At 36.8% G+C, this 15,434-nt stretch carries 17 protein-coding genes; 1 reads left to right on the top strand and 16 read right to left on the bottom strand.

The features are described from left to right. Positions 1 to 75 precede the first annotated feature (75 nt). A complete protein-coding gene (gene ychF / locus A0F92_RS02205) occupies positions 76 to 1,179 on the bottom strand; it encodes a redox-regulated ATPase YchF (RefSeq protein ID WP_068241231.1) in 1,104 nt (367 codons plus the stop codon). Positions 1,180 to 1,424: 245 nt separating this feature from the next. Here ychF and A0F92_RS02200 point away from each other — a divergent pair, with 245 nt between their 5' ends. After that, positions 1,425 to 2,657 (top strand): nucleoside recognition domain-containing protein, encoded by a 1,233-nt coding sequence (locus A0F92_RS02200; RefSeq protein WP_068241229.1) that lies wholly within the window; start codon positions 1,425 to 1,427, stop codon positions 2,655 to 2,657. A gap of 6 nt (positions 2,658 to 2,663) precedes the next feature. On the opposite strand, the gene A0F92_RS02195 is transcribed toward A0F92_RS02200, so the two are convergent. The 15 genes from A0F92_RS02195 to A0F92_RS02130 form a co-directional block, all read right to left on the bottom strand. Then, on the bottom strand, positions 2,664 to 3,989 hold the full coding sequence (locus tag A0F92_RS02195) for a hypothetical protein (protein WP_068241227.1): 1,326 nt from the start codon (positions 3,987 to 3,989) through the stop codon (positions 2,664 to 2,666). 166 nt (positions 3,990 to 4,155) lie between these two features. Continuing rightward, a complete protein-coding gene (locus A0F92_RS02190; RefSeq protein WP_068241225.1) occupies positions 4,156 to 4,854 on the bottom strand; it encodes an SIR2 family NAD-dependent protein deacylase in 699 nt (232 codons plus the stop codon). A 26-nt stretch (positions 4,855 to 4,880) separates the two neighbouring features. Further along, on the bottom strand, positions 4,881 to 5,300 hold the full coding sequence (locus tag A0F92_RS02185) for an EVE domain-containing protein (RefSeq protein WP_068241564.1): 420 nt from the start codon (positions 5,298 to 5,300) through the stop codon (positions 4,881 to 4,883). A 25-nt stretch (positions 5,301 to 5,325) separates the two neighbouring features. After that, entirely contained in the window at positions 5,326 to 6,045 is a 720-nt protein-coding gene (locus tag A0F92_RS02180; RefSeq protein ID WP_068241223.1) for a (Fe-S)-binding protein, read from the bottom strand. 6 nt (positions 6,046 to 6,051) lie between these two features. Further along, positions 6,052 to 6,558 (bottom strand): 6,7-dimethyl-8-ribityllumazine synthase, encoded by a 507-nt coding sequence (gene ribH, locus A0F92_RS02175; protein WP_068241222.1) that lies wholly within the window; start codon positions 6,556 to 6,558, stop codon positions 6,052 to 6,054. Further along, positions 6,558 to 7,247, bottom strand: a complete 690-nt coding sequence (locus A0F92_RS02170; protein WP_068241220.1) for a tetratricopeptide repeat protein — start codon at positions 7,245 to 7,247, stop codon at positions 6,558 to 6,560. Before A0F92_RS02170 ends, ribH begins: the two co-directional genes overlap by 1 nt. 47 nt (positions 7,248 to 7,294) lie before the next feature. Next, positions 7,295 to 8,290 (bottom strand): pyruvate dehydrogenase (acetyl-transferring) E1 component subunit alpha, encoded by a 996-nt coding sequence (gene pdhA, locus A0F92_RS02165; protein ID WP_068241218.1) that lies wholly within the window; start codon positions 8,288 to 8,290, stop codon positions 7,295 to 7,297. A gap of 141 nt (positions 8,291 to 8,431) precedes the next feature. Next, positions 8,432 to 9,655 (bottom strand): TCR/Tet family MFS transporter, encoded by a 1,224-nt coding sequence (locus A0F92_RS02160; protein ID WP_068241216.1) that lies wholly within the window; start codon positions 9,653 to 9,655, stop codon positions 8,432 to 8,434. Positions 9,656 to 9,711: 56 nt separating this feature from the next. Beyond that, a complete protein-coding gene (locus A0F92_RS15745) occupies positions 9,712 to 9,957 on the bottom strand; it encodes a hypothetical protein (protein ID WP_253810063.1) in 246 nt (81 codons plus the stop codon). After that, positions 9,951 to 10,190, bottom strand: a complete 240-nt coding sequence (locus A0F92_RS15740) for a hypothetical protein (RefSeq protein WP_253810061.1) — start codon at positions 10,188 to 10,190, stop codon at positions 9,951 to 9,953. Before A0F92_RS15740 ends, A0F92_RS15745 begins: the two co-directional genes overlap by 7 nt. 98 nt (positions 10,191 to 10,288) lie before the next feature. Continuing rightward, positions 10,289 to 11,671 (bottom strand): H(+)/Cl(-) exchange transporter ClcA, encoded by a 1,383-nt coding sequence (clcA, locus tag A0F92_RS02150; RefSeq protein WP_253810059.1) that lies wholly within the window; start codon positions 11,669 to 11,671, stop codon positions 10,289 to 10,291. A gap of 119 nt (positions 11,672 to 11,790) precedes the next feature. Continuing rightward, positions 11,791 to 12,363: a hypothetical protein gene (locus A0F92_RS02145; RefSeq protein ID WP_068241214.1), complete on the bottom strand. Its 573-nt coding sequence runs from the start codon at positions 12,361 to 12,363 to the stop codon at positions 11,791 to 11,793. A 120-nt stretch (positions 12,364 to 12,483) separates the two neighbouring features. After that, complete coding sequence (locus A0F92_RS02140; RefSeq protein WP_167516747.1) at positions 12,484 to 13,413, bottom strand: DMT family transporter; 930 nt, start codon at positions 13,411 to 13,413, stop codon at positions 12,484 to 12,486. Continuing rightward, on the bottom strand, positions 13,413 to 14,720 hold the full coding sequence (locus tag A0F92_RS02135) for a radical SAM protein (protein WP_068241209.1): 1,308 nt from the start codon (positions 14,718 to 14,720) through the stop codon (positions 13,413 to 13,415). Before A0F92_RS02135 ends, A0F92_RS02140 begins: the two co-directional genes overlap by 1 nt. 16 nt (positions 14,721 to 14,736) lie before the next feature. Beyond that, the gene (locus tag A0F92_RS02130; protein ID WP_068241207.1) at positions 14,737 to 15,333 is read right to left on the bottom strand and encodes a hypothetical protein; all 597 of its coding nucleotides are present in this window, start codon (positions 15,331 to 15,333) and stop codon (positions 14,737 to 14,739) included. Between the last annotated feature and the right edge of the window lie 101 nt (positions 15,334 to 15,434).

Here is a 15,434-nt window from a genome sequence, read left to right as displayed (position 1 = left end):
ATGTACTAAACATCACAACAAATACTTTCATTTTAAGAAAGCATTTAGAAGCTGTATTTGTATTTGATTGATGGGTTATACATTAAACCGGAAGTGCATAATATCACCATCTTTAACAATGTATTCTTTGCCTTCAATTCTTAGTTTGCCATTATCGCGACAGGCTGCTTCGCTGCCGTATTTTATAAAATCTTCATATGCAATTACTTCAGCTTTAATAAACCCTTTTTCAAAATCGCTGTGTATTACTCCGGCGGCCTGTGGGGCTTTCCAGCCCACATGTATGGTCCATGCTCTTACTTCTTGCACGCCTACCGTAAAATAAGTTTCCAGATTTAAAAGTTTATATACACTTTGAATTAATCTGTTTAAAGCAGGTTCTTTCATATGGTATTCTTCCATAAATAACTGGCGGTCATCTGCCGATTCCATGGCTGCAATGTCGGCTTCAATTGCATTATTCATAATAATCATCTGAGCACCCTCTTCATTGGCTGCTTTCAGCAAAATGTCAGAGTATTTGTTACCGGTGTGCATACTGGCTTCATCTACATTGGCTACATACAATACCGGTTTATCGGTTAAAAGAAACAAATCATCAATAGCTGTTTTTTCTTCTTTTGAAAGTTGTAATGAACGTATGCTTTTGCCTTGTTCCAAATGTGCTTTACATTGTAAAAGCGTTTTTAATTCTGCCTGCGCTTTGGTTTCGGAACCTACACGAGCCAACTTTTCCGTTTTCTGAATTTTTTTCTCTACACTTTCTAAATCTTTTAATTGTAGTTCTGTATCTATAATTTCTTTATCTGAAACAGGGTTAATGGCGCCTTCTTCTCTCAAAACATTTTCATCTTCAAAACAACGGATAACGTGTATAATCGCATCTACTTCGCGAATATTGCCTAAAAATTTATTACCTAGGCCTTCTCCTTTACTGGCGCCTTTTACCAAACCTGCAATATCTACTATTTCTACCTGTGTGGGTACAATTCTATTGGGATTTACCAAAGCGGCCAAATGTTGTAAACGTTCATCGGGTACATCTACCAAACCTACATTGGGTTCAATGGTGCAAAACCGATAATTGCTGGCCTGCGCCTTGGCACTGTTGGTAACGGCATTAAATAAAGTTGATTTTCCTACGTTGGGTAATCCTACAATTCCTGCTTGTAAAGCCATTGTTTTTTGTTTTAGTATAACTGTAACTGCTCCCGAACAGGTTTAATTACAGCAAAGTAATTTGTTCTATTAAGCCGCAAAAGTAAGGTCTTATTCATATTTACAGAATGCTTATTTTCAATGAAAATTTGGAAGAGCCTATTTTAGACAAGTATTTGAAATTCTGATAAAAAGTTGGGATAATAGCACAGTTTAACTGTAAAATCAGGCTTTACATTCATTGATTGTATTAAAACCTTTATAAAATGGCGTTGAATATTGTATGGATTGCTTTTTTTCTGATTGCATTTGTAATTGCATTGTATAGATTTATTTTTTTACATGATACCGAAATTTTTAAAACATTGGTGGATGGAATGTTTGATACTGCCAAAGGTTCTGTAATTGATGTGGCATTTCCTTTGGCAGGAACCATGGTGTTTTTTTTAGGATTGATGAATATTGCAGAAAGGGCAGGCGCTATCCGTTTTTTATCGAAAATATTAAATCCGTTTATGAAGCGCTTATTTCCTGAAGTGCCGGATGGGCATCCGGCAATGGGCGAGATGGTGATGAATTTTTCTGCCAATATGTTGGGTTTAGATAATGCTGCAACTCCTTTTGGGTTAAAAGCAATGGAAAGTTTGCAAACGCTAAACCCGGTAAAAGAAAAAGCCACCAATGCACAAATTATGTTTTTGGTGCTACATACCAGCGGATTAACCATTATTCCTTTATCTATTCTTACCTATCGTTTGGCGGCAGGTTCGCATGAACCGGCCAGTGTATTTATACCTTGTGTATTGGCTACAGTTGTTGCAACAATGGCGTCTATTATTATTGTTGGGTTTTGGCAAAAACTAAAATGGGATATGGTTTTGGTAACGTGGCTGGCTTGCCTGCTGGCCATAATGGGAGCATTATTGTTTTGGGTAAATGGATTATCTGCGCCCGATAAAGCCGTTTTTAGTAAGGTATCGGGTAATTTATTGTTAATGCTGATTGTTGTACTGATTATTATTGGAGGCTTATGGAAAAAAATAAATGTATTTGATGCTTTTATTGATGGCGCAAAAAATGGTTTTGATGTGGTGTTGAAAATTATTCCATATTTAGTGGGTATGTTGGTTGCAATACGGGTATTTAGAGATAGTGGTGCCTTAGGTTATGTGGTAGATGTGTTAACACACGGCATTCAATTATTGGGCATTAATGCCGATTTTACTCCTGCTTTGCCCGTTGCCATTATGAAGCCATTTAGCGGCAGTGGTGCACGTGGATTAATGTTGGATGTAATGCAAACGCATGGTGCTGATTCTTTTGTGGGCAGAATGGCATCTACCTTTCAGGGATCAGCAGATACTACTTTTTACATCATAGCCCTGTATTTTGGAAGTGTGGGTATTAAAAAAGTACGTTATGCAATTTGGGCCGGCATGCTGGCTGATTTTATTGGTGTGATAGCAGCCATTATTATTGGATATATCTTTTTTAGATAATTATCACTACTGTACTGCAATTTCTTTGGTGCCCAATATTGCGTAGGCTTTATCGCGGTATACAATTTGGTATTTTCCCGGATATAAATACAGGTAGTAAAAACCATTTTCTGCATTTACAAAAGTTTGGTCTGCAGGTATATAAATTCCCTCTTCTTTTTCGCCCCATTCGTTTTTATAAAATGCCTGAACAAAGAAGAGTGTTTTGTATGCGGGTGAAACAGGTATCTCTTTTCTGGTGTTATTAAAATTATACCAGGCAGGTCTGCCATCCTGGTATTTGGTAGGTGGGTGTACAACATACATATCATACACTCCCGAATCTAACAATTGTACCGGTATATTGTTACGCAAAGGGATTACCGTTTGTTTAATATTGTGTTGATGAACGAATGCTGCATAATACAAGCGGCCATAATCAGAATTACTACCCTCGGTCATTTCAGTCTGGTCAATACTCAAAGGTTTTATACCGGATAAATAGCGCAAATACACTGCCATGGGAATACTTTCACGATCCCATGCCAATTGAGCTGTGTGTTCATACCCGGCCAACACTACAATTTTTTCAGATGGATGTTTTTTCATAAAATGTGCTAAATGAACGGCTTGCATTGAATCACGCTGATTGTTGCTGAGCCGGTTGGCATTCTCATCCTCATAAGGCAATAATGTAAATCCCATTTGCAATGCTTTTCTCACCAATTCACCACAAACCGGCTCGGAAGTATAATATCCTGTTTGTACGGTAAGTTGTTTTAAAGATGCATTTTTATAAGGATTTAAAGTTTCCATAGCTAAGTATCTAAAACCCTGCTGATATAATCCTTCTAACAATACAATGGCAAAAGCTCTGTGCTGTGGTTTGCTATGCGATTCATTTATTAAAACAATGGAACGATTTCCTGCTTGCTTTAAAATAAATGGAATGGCAGGAACCATTTGAAGATTGTTCAATGCTTCCACCTTTTTTGTAACCGTGTCAATATAGCTGTCGGGCAGCGGTTCAGAAGCTTGTTCTTGATAATACAAAGCCGACTGATAATCACCTGCAAATGCCAAAGCCTGCGCTACATCTTCGTTATAGGCCGGTAAACCATGCGTATCAACTAATTCATTTTTTAGTGCAAAAGCTTTGTATAATGGTTTAAAATATTGGATGCGTCCTTTTTCTAACATCGATAAGAATGGGTTGGTTGTATCTGTTACCAATTGTTTATTTTGCTGAATAAAGTGTTCTAACTCTAGTAAAGATGCTGTTGCTTTTCTTTGTGCAAGCAGATTTCCGGTAACAAATACAAACAGTATGATGCTGAGAATGATTTTTTTCATGGATGATGCCTTAGATAATCAGAATGTTAGTATTGATAATGTATTTTTCAAAATTGTTCAAATAAAAAATTGATATCGAACGGATGTTACATGCAATGTTACAAGCAATTTTATGTTTGTATACTGTTACCAACAGTTTTTAACAATTTAACCTGACAAAACATACTTAGGAATCGCTAAGTGCCTCAAGGATGGCCGGCAAACTTTCAACACCTCTGGTAGCAGGCTGCTCAATTGTAATGATATTCTTTTTTGAAGGGAAAGGGGGTATATTTTTATCAATAATTACAATAGGTGTATCGGGCAAAACAAAGTTGATTAATCCTGCTGCCGGGTATACTTGTAAGGAAGTGCCAATAATGATCAATATATCTGCTGCGGCAACCCATTCTGCCGCTTTTTCCAGTAAGGGTACTTCTTCATTAAACCAAACAATAAATGGCCTGAGTTGTGTTCCATCTGGTGCAAGATCACCCAAATGAATATCGCTATGAATGGGGTAGATTAGGAAGGGGTTGGCAATGCTTCGCATTTTAAAAATTTCGCCATGCAGGTGTAATACATTTTTACTTCCGGCTCGTTCGTGTAAATCATCAATATTTTGCGTAATAATCTGAACGGAATATTGTTCTTGCAACGATGCAAGGAAATAGTGTGCAGCATTGGGTTGTGCATTGGCCACATCTTTTCTTCGCTGGTTATAAAAATTGAGCACAAGCGCTGGATTTTTTGCAAACCCCTGTGGTGTGGCTACTTCGTTGATATCATAACCATTCCAAAGCCCATCAGCATCTCTGAAGGTTTTTAATCCACTTTCGGCACTAACACCGGCTCCGGTTAATACAACAATATTAGGTTTAAGCATTATGAATAAATGTAAATGCGATACCGTTATTTTTTTAGTTTGGTTTCACTTAATTGCATAATGACCTTCCATTCTTCCGGTTTTACGGTTTGAACGGAAAGTCTACCCAAGCGAACCAAATCCATATTTGTTAAACGTTCATCTGCTTTTACCTGTGCAAGTGAAACCGGTTTTTTAAGTTTTTGAAAGGGTTTTAAATCAACCACTACCCATGCAGGTTCAGCAGTAGTGGGGTCCTGATAATATTCTTTAGTTACCTGTGCAATTCCTACAATTTCCAAGCCTTCATTACTATGGTACCAAAGCACTAAATCGCCTTTTTTCATGGCTTTTAAATTGTTACGGGCGCCATAATTGCGCACGCCGTCCCAAAATGTTTGTCCGTCTTTTTCAAATTGTTCCCAACTGTATTTAAAAGGTTCTGATTTTACTAACCAGTATTGCATAATATCATTTTTTAACTGACTAAGTTTACCAACCGCTTGCCAGCACATCGGCCAAATGCATTACCTGAATGGGTTTTTGCTGATAGTTAATTATGCCTTGTAGGTGCATTAGGCAACTCATATCGGTGCTAATAATGTATTCAGCTTCTGTAGCAAGTGCATTGCTTATTTTTTGATCGCCCATAGCTGCGCTGATGGGTTCAAATTTTACGGCAAAGGTTCCGCCAAATCCGCAACAGGTTTCTACATCATTCATTTCAACCAATTCTAATCCGGCTACCTGCTGCAATAATTTTCTGGGTTCCTGTTTCAATCCACATTCCCGAAGGGCTGCACAACTGTCGTGATACGTTGCTTTTGCAGGAAGACTGGCACCAAAAGATTCTATCTTTACAATATTTACCAAAAAATCACTAAACTCATACACTTTTTCAGTTAATGATTTTACCTCGTTGTGCATAGAAGTGTTTTCAAATAGTTTGGGATAGTAATTTTTTACAAAGCCAATACAACTGGCGCTGGGTGCAACAACAAATTCATCTCCTGAAAAATCTTTGATAAATTTTGAACAAACTTCTTTTGATTCGCCCCAAAATCCGGCATTAAAAGCCGGTTGGCCGCAACAGGTTTGGTTGGTATTGTAATGAACCGTGCATCCTGCTTTTTGCAGTACTTTTACCATATTGAAACCAACCTGCGGGTACAACTGGTCAATAAAACATGGTATAAACAATTGCACATTCATTTCTTCTTATTTTGAATCAAATTCAAATTGCTGGCTTTGAATTTTTCTGTTTATATCAATCATTTTAATGGCTGTAATGGCCGCTTCTTCTCCTTTGTGGCCATGTATTCCGCCAATTCTTTCTTTGGCCTGTTGTTCATTTTCAACTGTTAGTACACCGAAAATTACCGGTTTTGCTAAACTCAAATTTAGTTGCAATATACCTTCGGTTACATACTTGCAAACATAATCGAAGTGTGGTGTATCGCCTCTTATTACCGTTCCCAATGCAATATAAGCATCGGGTATATTAACAGTAAAGTCGAAGTGTTGTTGAATAGCAAATGGAATTTCAATGGCACCAGGTACAGTCATCACTTTATAACCAATATGATTGGCTTTTAAAATTTTGATACAACCTTTTTCCAATGCATCAACAATAGGAGCATTCCATTCGGTTTTAACCAATAATACAAAGGCATCCTTTATTACGGGGATGCCTTTATGTAATGTAGTATTTCCTTTTCCAGTCATTATTTTACGCTTAAATCGTTTTTTTCGATGCTTAATCTATAAATGTATTTATCGGCCTGAAGGCCTTTATCGGTTTGCGGGTATTTTGATTTGATTTCTTTATACAATTCAATGGCATCTTTGGTTTTACCTAATGTTTCGCTTAATAAACCTGCGCGGAACAGGTATTCAGAAGAGGAGAAGGCATCTTTAGGGAAAGTGGTTCCGGCTTTTTTATAATCTTGAATGGCATCATCATTTTTTCCTAATTCAGCTTCAGCATCAGCCAATGCGCCATAGGCAGTCATCTGAATTTGAGGAGCATCGGTTGAAAATTCTTTCAGGTATTTTACAGCATTTGCGAAATTGCCTAATTTAAGGTAACTGATACCTGCATAATATTTAGCTAAATTGGCCGATTTTGTACCATCATAGTTTTTAATGATATAAAGAACACCTTTGTTAAATCCGTCACCGTTTAATACCAGATTAGAAGAATCCTGTGCAAAATATTCCTGTGCTTTATAAATAGCTTCTGCTGCTTTTTCTTCTTTGGGTTTAACAATGTATTGATTGTATCCATACCATCCACCAGCCACAACAATAATTGCAATAACGGCAATGGTAATTTGTTTTGAATATTTATTCCAAAAATATTCAGCTTTTAATAATGGGTCTTTTTCAACGTGTTGGTGTGTATGTTCACTCATTACAATAGTGGGTTTAAGTGTTAAGTTGTATTGTGTTATTGTTTTAATTAATCAATATCAAAAACGTAATTGTCGTTTACATATACATCTTTGTAAACTTCACTATCATCGGGGAATGGACTTTCTTCAGCAAATTGCACGGAGGCTTCAACAACCTGGGCAATTTTAGCATCAATGGCATCAATCTCTTCCTGTGTAGCAAATTTATTGGTTAAGATGGTTTGTAAAACCTTGTGAATGGGGTCCTGATTTTTGTATTCATCCACTTCTTCTTTGGTACGGTATTTCTGGGGGTCAGAAATAGAATGACCTTTGTATCGATATGTTTTCATTTCTAACAAAGTAGGCCCTCCGCCTTCACGGGCACGTTTTACGGCACGGGCTACGGCTTCGTGTACATCTTCCGGAATCATACCATCTACTTTATCGCCGGGCATATCATAACTATCTGCTAATTTATAAATGTCAACAACATTTGATGTACGTTGAACAGAAGTGCCCATTGCATAGTTGTTGTTTTCGCAAATAAAAATAACAGGCAATTTCCACAGCATAGCCAGATTAAATGTTTCATGTAAAATTCCCTGACGGGCAGCGCCATCGCCAAAAAAACATAAGGCAACATTATTGGTGCCACGGTATTGTTCAGCAAAGGCCAGACCTGCACCGGTAGCAATTTGTGCACCTACAATGCCATGACCCCCATAAAATTTATGTTCAACACTAAAAAAGTGCATACTGCCGCCTTTTCCTTTAGAACAACCGGTAGCTTTTCCATATAATTCCGCCATACAGGCATTGGGTGATACTCCTTTTGCTAATGCCCAGCCATGGTCTCTGTATCCGGTAATGAATGGATCATCGGGCGTAGTTGCTGTCATACAGCCGGCTGCAATTGCTTCCTGGCCTACATAGGCATGAAAAAAACCTCTGATTTTTCCGGCCATTTTATACATTTCTTCTGCTTTCAACTCAAACTGGCGAATCAATTGCATTAATTCGTACCAGTATAGGTATGTTTCTTTCGTAAATTTTGTTGCCACTGCTACTCAATTTTGAGGGGCAAATATAGTACTTAGAATGTAAATTACAGACGGCATTATTTTAAGTGAATTTCAGTGCATGAAAGAATCGCTCTATCTAAATTTTAGAAATGTATTTGTTACCGTGGGAACACAAATATTTTATTGGTCTGTTTTTTCTGCTTTAAGTGTTCGATAAGCGAAGGCTGTACTGATAAAAGTAAGTAAGGCGCCCAATAACATGGCTGCTCCCGGAAAATGTACCGGTGCTTTTGAGGAAGTAAAATAAGCGAAGATGTGTGTCATCATTAACGGGCCAATAATGGAAGTGGCGCTCATTAAACTGGTTAATGCTCCCTGCAATTCGCCTTGCTCGTTGGGTGGAACATGGTTTGAGATGATACCTTGTATAGATGGGCCGGCTATACCACCCAGCGCATAGGGTATCATAAATACAAACATCATCCAGGTAGTTGAGGCAAATGCAAACAAAAGAAAACCTATTGCATATAAACTTAATCCAATGTATATACTTTTTTCCTGACCTAATCTGGGTATAATGGAACGTATTAAAACGCCCTGTACAATGCCAACAATTAACCCGATGAACCCGAGCGAATAGCCAACCATTCGTTCATCCCAGCCAAACTTACTCATGGTATAATAACTCCAGCAACTTTGTACAGCATGGCCGGCAATGTACAACAATGTAATGGAGAAAACCAAACCGGAAATAACCGGATATTTTTTTAATTGAACCAGTGAACCCAGAGGATTGGCGCGTTTCCATTCAAATTTTCGGCGGTTTTCGGCAGGCAATGATTCAGGAAGAATAAAGTAACCATATAACCAGTTAACAAAAGCCAGAACAGCTGCTGCGAAAAAAGGTACTCTTGGTCCGTAATGACCTAAAATACCCCCTAAAACAGGTCCTATGATAAAACCTAAGCCAAATGCTGCACCAATCATTCCAAAGTTTTGCGCTCTTTTTTCAGGGGTACTGATATCGGCAATATAAGCAGATGCTGTGGTAAAACTACCCCCGGTTATGCCTGCAATAAACCTGCCCACAAATAACCAGAATATATTAGGCGCAAAACCTTGTAGCAGGTAATCCATTCCAAAACCAAATAAAGAAAATAGTAATATCGGACGCCTGCCATATCTATCACTTAAATTACCCAGAATGGGTGCACAAACAAACTGCATCACTGCATATACAAACAATAACCAGCCACCATAATTGGATGCCTGACTTAAATTGCCATGAATGAGTTGTTCAATTAGCTTAGGTAATACCGGAATAATGATTCCAAATCCGGTAACATCAATCAATAAAGTGATAAAAATAAAACCAAGTGCTGCCTGCTTTTTGTCTTTTGCCATTTAGAAAAGATATGCCCACAAAATAACAGTAAATTATTGATTGGTATTTCTTTCTTTTAATAAATGGCATAAGTTTCTTCTGGCGATAATAGCCATATTGCTGAAATATTTATTTGGTCGGTTAGTTGCTCTTCCAATACATTAGCAAAAGTTTGCAGGTAAACAATTACATCGGGCCTATTGCTTTTTTTGAGCCACCTAAAACCACTCGGTAAACAATTTAATACAGCACGTTCTTCTAAGTATTCTATATTATGAATATCGGTTGGGGTTAAGCCCAACTCTTGTAATTTTTTCAGCAATAAATTAACGGTGTATTGGTAACGTTACAATATTCTTCTGCCAGTTCGGTCCACTCACCCAATCCGGTATGGGCATAGGTTAAAATCTCTTCTTTACTCAATTTTGTTACAACTTGCAATAAATTACCACAGTTGCAAATACCATGATTGCCCCAGGTATAGGATGCGCCATTTTGTAATTTTTCTGCTGTTTTACGAAGTGCATCAATTAATGTAAAAGATGGAGTAGCCATAATGAAACTTTTCTGTATAAATTAATTATTGTACACTTTAATAATAACGATAAAAGGCAGTTTGTTCACTTTGTTGACTGAAAATTGCAAAATGTACATTAGGCAGATTTATTTTGTTGAATGATAATATCTGAATTGGCAGGATTGTTTAAAACTCTTTTTAAAAGAATGGAATAAACAGGTTGGTTACCTAAAATAGTGGTCATTGTGGATGCAATAAAACAGGTAAAAATTAAAGGTAGAACCATTTGAAAATCTGACGTCATTTCAACTGCAAGCATTATGCCTGTTAAAGGTGCTTTGATCGTAGCAGAAAAAATACCGGCCATACCTGCCACTGCAAAAACACCAACCGAAATTTGCAGTATGGGCATTGTATGTTGTAATAAATGGCCAAAAAGTGTACCGGTTACCACACCAATGGCCAATAATGGTGCAAAAATGCCACCCGGTAAACCAGTGCTGTAACTTAATATGGTTAACAAAAATCTACCTGAAAATAACAATAACAAAAATGTAATATTAAATGTATGGTCTAATACTAAATGAATAGTGCCATAACCCCCACCAATAAAATCAGGATTTAAAAATCCTACAATGATAATGATGACACCAATGCTTATGGCATATAGGTAAGGGGCATAACCTTTTAATGCCTGAACAATATTTAATGATTGAATCAATAAATAATTAAATGCAAAGCCTATAAAGCTCAAGAAAAGACCTAATATAACAAAAATCCAATACATATTTAGAGGAGGCATTTTATAAATATAAATCCCAATTACAGGATCTGCTCCAATTAAAGATCTTACTACAAAATCAGCAGTTCCTGTGGCAATCATGATAGATGCTACTGAATTGAATGAGTATTTGAAGTGTTCATGCATTTCTTCAATTACAAATAAAATACCCGAAAGAGGAGCATTAAAGGCACTGGCTAAACCAGCAGCAGCACCGGCTGATATGAGCGGATTTTCATGACCCGGTTCTAATTTAAAAATGTCTTTTATCATTTTACCAATTCCCGCTCCAATTTGAATAGTTGGGCCTTCTCTTCCTAATAAAAAACCGCTTCCTAATGAAAAAATTGAGCCTATCAGTTTAACAGGAAATATTTTTTTCCATCTTATTTTTAAAAGATTATCTAATGCTCCTTCTATAATTTGTACCCCACTTCCAGCCGCTTCTTTAGCAAAGCGCTTCACCAAAAATAAACTAACAAGAACGCTAAAAATTGAAAATGAGATTACGTAAACAAAATAAACTCCCCCTTTTAAAACGGCTTTTGTAAAGAGTAAATTTCTTACCTCATCAATGTGCGCCAATAATAGTCTAAATACTGCACTTGTAATGCCTGTAATAAGACCTATTACCAATGAAAAAAATAATAAATTAAATTGTTGTTTATTAATGACTGTAAATCGCCACCTTTTAAACTTCCAATCACCTACAATGGTGTTATAAGAATATTTCCTCACTGATAGTATTTTTTGCTGGAAATATAAGAAATGATGGAAGAACTTGTAGTAGTATGACGGATTAGTTTATGTAAAGGTATTCATGAATGGTAGTTTTTAATTAGGAACAGAACAACATATTAATTGGTAGTTGAAGGTGGTGTAACATTTGAGTCAACTTTTCTTCCCTTCATTTCGCGTTGACTGATATTCAGTTTTCGTAAAATTTTAGATTTTATCATTATACTGGCTTCGGTACCTGCGGGCTCGATGTGATATGGTTTACCATCGTAATTAATAACGCCATACTCATTAATCCATTCATTGGCTAAAATACGATAGGGGTCATTGGGCCGGGCCTGTTTGGTTTTGCCAAAGGTGATAAAATTATTATTGTTTTGTTCAAATGCAATGCCCACAATATTGTTTCTTTCTAAAACACAAACACCCGGTGTGTTTTTCTTTAATGTAATAATGTTTACATTATGTCCATTTTCCAATACCACTTTCCCATCAGTAACTTTAGCTTCGCCGGTTTTTACATCTCTTCGTAAAACAATTTCTCTATCGTTATAAAATTGAATTTTATTGAGTGGTTGTTGATTGGCAGCTAATTGAGCACGGATGGCAGCAGTAAAATAAGTTTTAGGAGTAGAACAGGCTGCAAATAACAGGCTTATTACCAACGTACTCAAGGTTTTTTTATTAGGCATAGAAATTTTTTTTTCAATTAAAACGTGCTTGTAAAGACAGTTCTTGCATACAAAGGTTTAGTCTATCATTGCGAAGATTTGTTAAAAATTCATCAATAGCAATTGTACATTCACTTTTATTTAAATTTCTTTTTTGCGTTTCGGTAAATTCGCAATTATTAAACCAGTAATAATAATTATACTGCTTATGAGGTGAATGTTACTGAATGCTTCGCCCAAAAAAATAACCGCTTCAACAGTACTGAAAACAGGGATTAAATTACCCAATAATGCCGTTCTTGCCGCACCCAACAAGGGGATCGCTTTATTCCAGCATAAATAAGCAAGAACAGATGCACCTAAGCCCAAATAAAGAATTATCCAACTGGTATTTGGAGTCCATATCATTTTTTGTTGCAAAAAAAATGGTTGAATCCATAATAATGGAATTAGTAGCAGGGTTCCGGCTGTTATTATTATGAAAAGAAATACCGTTGCATCAATGGGTGCAGGTTTTTTCTTTACCATAATGGTATAAACGGCAAATAAAAATGCGCTTAAGAAAACCCAAATATCGCCTGTTGAAAATTTTAACAACTGTAAATGTTGCCAGTTCCCTTTTGTCATTAAAAATAATACACCCCATAAACATAAAAGCATGCCCGTTATTCTGGCTATACCAATTTTTTCTTTTAAAAAAATAGCGGCTAAAAAAGTAGAAAAAACCGGTGATGCCGAAGTTCCGATGATGGCAAGATTGATGGCTTGTGTATAATGACCACCAAAATAAAGCAGTGTATTAAATAAACTAATTCCAATAAATGCAGTACCCAAAAGATACCGGCGATGTTGAATAATGAGGTTCCATTGCTGTTTGGTTTTTGAAAATGCAAATGGTAATAAAAGAATGGAGGCGGTACTCCAACGTAGTAAGCTTAATTGTACCGGTGGAATTGATTTTGCCAATCCTCGTGCAACAATAAAATTGCCAGACCACAATACCACTGCAAGTATTGCAACAGAGAAACCTACCACAACTTTCTTGTTACTCATTTGGGACGTTACATTCATTAATGAGCAAAATCTTTTTCATAATTGCCTTTTATTCGCTCAATGGGGGGATTGAAATAACCGAATTTTACATCCGGAAATTCTTCATGAATTAATTGTTGCAATTGTTTAATGCCCAGCATTTCGCCGGTTTCGACCATGTTAATTTGTCCCAGATACCAGTCTGGATCAATATTAAAATTGCGCCATTGTATCATATTGAGTTTTGTAGTTTGGATCAATTTTCTTAAAGCCTCATATTCTTTAACAGTATCAGTAACGCCGGGAAAAACAAAATAATTAATACTGCTCCATCCTCCAAATTGGCGAACTGTTTTCAAACTTTCAATGATATCTTCAAATACATAATTATTGGGCCGATAATAGCTGGTATAAATACTTTTTTGTGCAGAGTTGGTGCTCACCCGAATACTGTTTAAACCGGCTTTGCATAATTCGGCCACTGCATCGGGTTTAGAGCCATTTGTATTGATATTAATACTGCCTTTGTCGGTATGCTTTCTGATTTCAATGATGGCATCACGAATGGTTTCCCACATCAATAAAGGTTCACCTTCGCAACCCTGCCCAAAACTTACAATAGGATAGGGAGCTTGTAACAAATGGGGTACCGTAAATTCAATAATTTCTGCAGCAGTAGGTTTAAAAGTTAGCCGATCCTGGGTTGAAACAATGGTTTCTTCTTCCGGTTGAAAAGAAATACAGCCAATGCAATTGGCATTGCAAGCCGGAGAGGTAGGCACAGGGCATTCCCATCTTCCCAAAGCAAAATTTCTGGCAGCGGGGCAGTGATAGGTATTACAACAATTATTCATTAAATGTTGTACCAACCTGTTTTGCGGATAATTTTTCAGTAATTGATTAGCGCCGGTTTGAATCAGTTTTTCATCATATCCTGCACATTCCTGGCGAATATCTTTCTCAATTCTGATAGCAGGTACATAAATGGTATTGTTATACCAACCTGCTGCAGTATAGCAGAATAATGGAAGGGTGGGCGCATCGGGAAAAGATTCGTAGGCAGCCAAAAATAATCCTGTATGTGCAGGTGGAATAAACGCCGCAACCGCCCAGCCTTTTTCACACAATCGCATTTCACCGGTTTTTATATCTACGCCAATGCCCCTACGTTGTGGTAATTCATACAGGTTACCTCCTTCAGGTAAGGTTATCCAGTTTTCTACCGGCACCTGAAATGCATCCCAACCAGCACGTCCGGTTGCAAAAAGGGTTTCATCTTCAAAAATATTGCCATTACCATCTGAATACAATAAAAAAGGCGATTGTTGTAACATGTGTAACTTCATTCAATTCAAAAATAAATTAATTTTTTTGTGCGACTCGTAATTGCGCTGCACAAAAAGCATTAAATTCAGCTTCTTCTTTTTCCGATACTTCAGCATCCACATTTTTTTGTATCAATTGATTGTTTTTTAAATCAATTGTTAAAATATTGTCTTTCAGTATCACATTATTTACTTGTAACCAGCTAATTTTTTTGGAAGGAATACTGTTGAAAACAATTTCTTTGCTGTCGAAAGCAACTTCCGGCAATACCTTGGCCGGCTTTTCAAGTACCGCAGCAATTAAATACAGAATGGCAAAGAACAGGCCTTTTGGATACAAATACCATCCCCAGGCTGCTATCATTAAAGCAAACCGGTAAAAAGGCATATAGCCTCTGGATTGTTGCCGGTAACACCATATCCACCAGGTGAAGAGTAAAATGGGAATCAGAAAAAAAAGGGTGTATATGCCGCCGCTAATGCCGGCCTGATATAATACAATACCTCTTAAAATAAAAGTCACACTTGCAATAGCCAGCATTAACTGACTAATGATGTCAATTGCTTTAAAAAAACGAACAGGGTATTTTAAAACAATAATATAATCGAATGTTTTTGAAGGGCGTGCTATCATAATTCAAAACCGCAAAAATAGGTTTAAAAACTGCACCCACTCATATTTTTGTTAAATGAAAGGCAATAAATTAAGAATAGCTGAGTAACATCAGTATTATC

The organism is Hydrotalea flava, assembly GCF_001623405.1.
Classification (GTDB): Bacteria; Bacteroidota; Bacteroidia; order Chitinophagales; family Chitinophagaceae; genus Hydrotalea; species Hydrotalea flava.
This window is presented reverse-complemented; position numbering and strand designations above follow the sequence as displayed.

What these genes read in the sequence shown, in the direction of transcription:
- A0F92_RS02195 (WP_068241227.1), bottom strand. Translation starts at nt 3,989, where the DNA reads ATGAAAAAAATCATTCTCAGCATCATACTGTTTGTATTTGTTACCGGA.
- ribH (WP_068241222.1), bottom strand. Translation starts at nt 6,558, where the DNA reads ATGACTGGAAAAGGAAATACTACATTACATAAAGGCATCCCCGTAATA.
- A0F92_RS02170 (WP_068241220.1), bottom strand. Translation starts at nt 7,247, where the DNA reads ATGAGTGAACATACACACCAACACGTTGAAAAAGACCCATTATTAAAA.
- A0F92_RS02190 (WP_068241225.1), bottom strand. Translation starts at nt 4,854, where the DNA reads ATGCTTAAACCTAATATTGTTGTATTAACCGGAGCCGGTGTTAGTGCC.
- A0F92_RS02140 (WP_167516747.1), bottom strand. Translation starts at nt 13,413, where the DNA reads ATGAATGTAACGTCCCAAATGAGTAACAAGAAAGTTGTGGTAGGTTTC.
- A0F92_RS02145 (WP_068241214.1), bottom strand. Translation starts at nt 12,363, where the DNA reads ATGCCTAATAAAAAAACCTTGAGTACGTTGGTAATAAGCCTGTTATTT.
- ychF (WP_068241231.1), bottom strand. Translation starts at nt 1,179, where the DNA reads ATGGCTTTACAAGCAGGAATTGTAGGATTACCCAACGTAGGAAAATCA.
- A0F92_RS02135 (WP_068241209.1), bottom strand. Translation starts at nt 14,720, where the DNA reads ATGAAGTTACACATGTTACAACAATCGCCTTTTTTATTGTATTCAGAT.
- A0F92_RS02200 (WP_068241229.1), top strand. Translation starts at nt 1,425, where the DNA reads ATGGCGTTGAATATTGTATGGATTGCTTTTTTTCTGATTGCATTTGTA.
- A0F92_RS02180 (WP_068241223.1), bottom strand. Translation starts at nt 6,045, where the DNA reads ATGAATGTGCAATTGTTTATACCATGTTTTATTGACCAGTTGTACCCG.
- A0F92_RS02160 (WP_068241216.1), bottom strand. Translation starts at nt 9,655, where the DNA reads ATGGCAAAAGACAAAAAGCAGGCAGCACTTGGTTTTATTTTTATCACT.
- A0F92_RS15740 (WP_253810061.1), bottom strand. Translation starts at nt 10,190, where the DNA reads ATGGCTACTCCATCTTTTACATTAATTGATGCACTTCGTAAAACAGCA.
- A0F92_RS02185 (WP_068241564.1), bottom strand. Translation starts at nt 5,300, where the DNA reads ATGCAATACTGGTTAGTAAAATCAGAACCTTTTAAATACAGTTGGGAA.
- A0F92_RS02130 (WP_068241207.1), bottom strand. Translation starts at nt 15,333, where the DNA reads ATGATAGCACGCCCTTCAAAAACATTCGATTATATTATTGTTTTAAAA.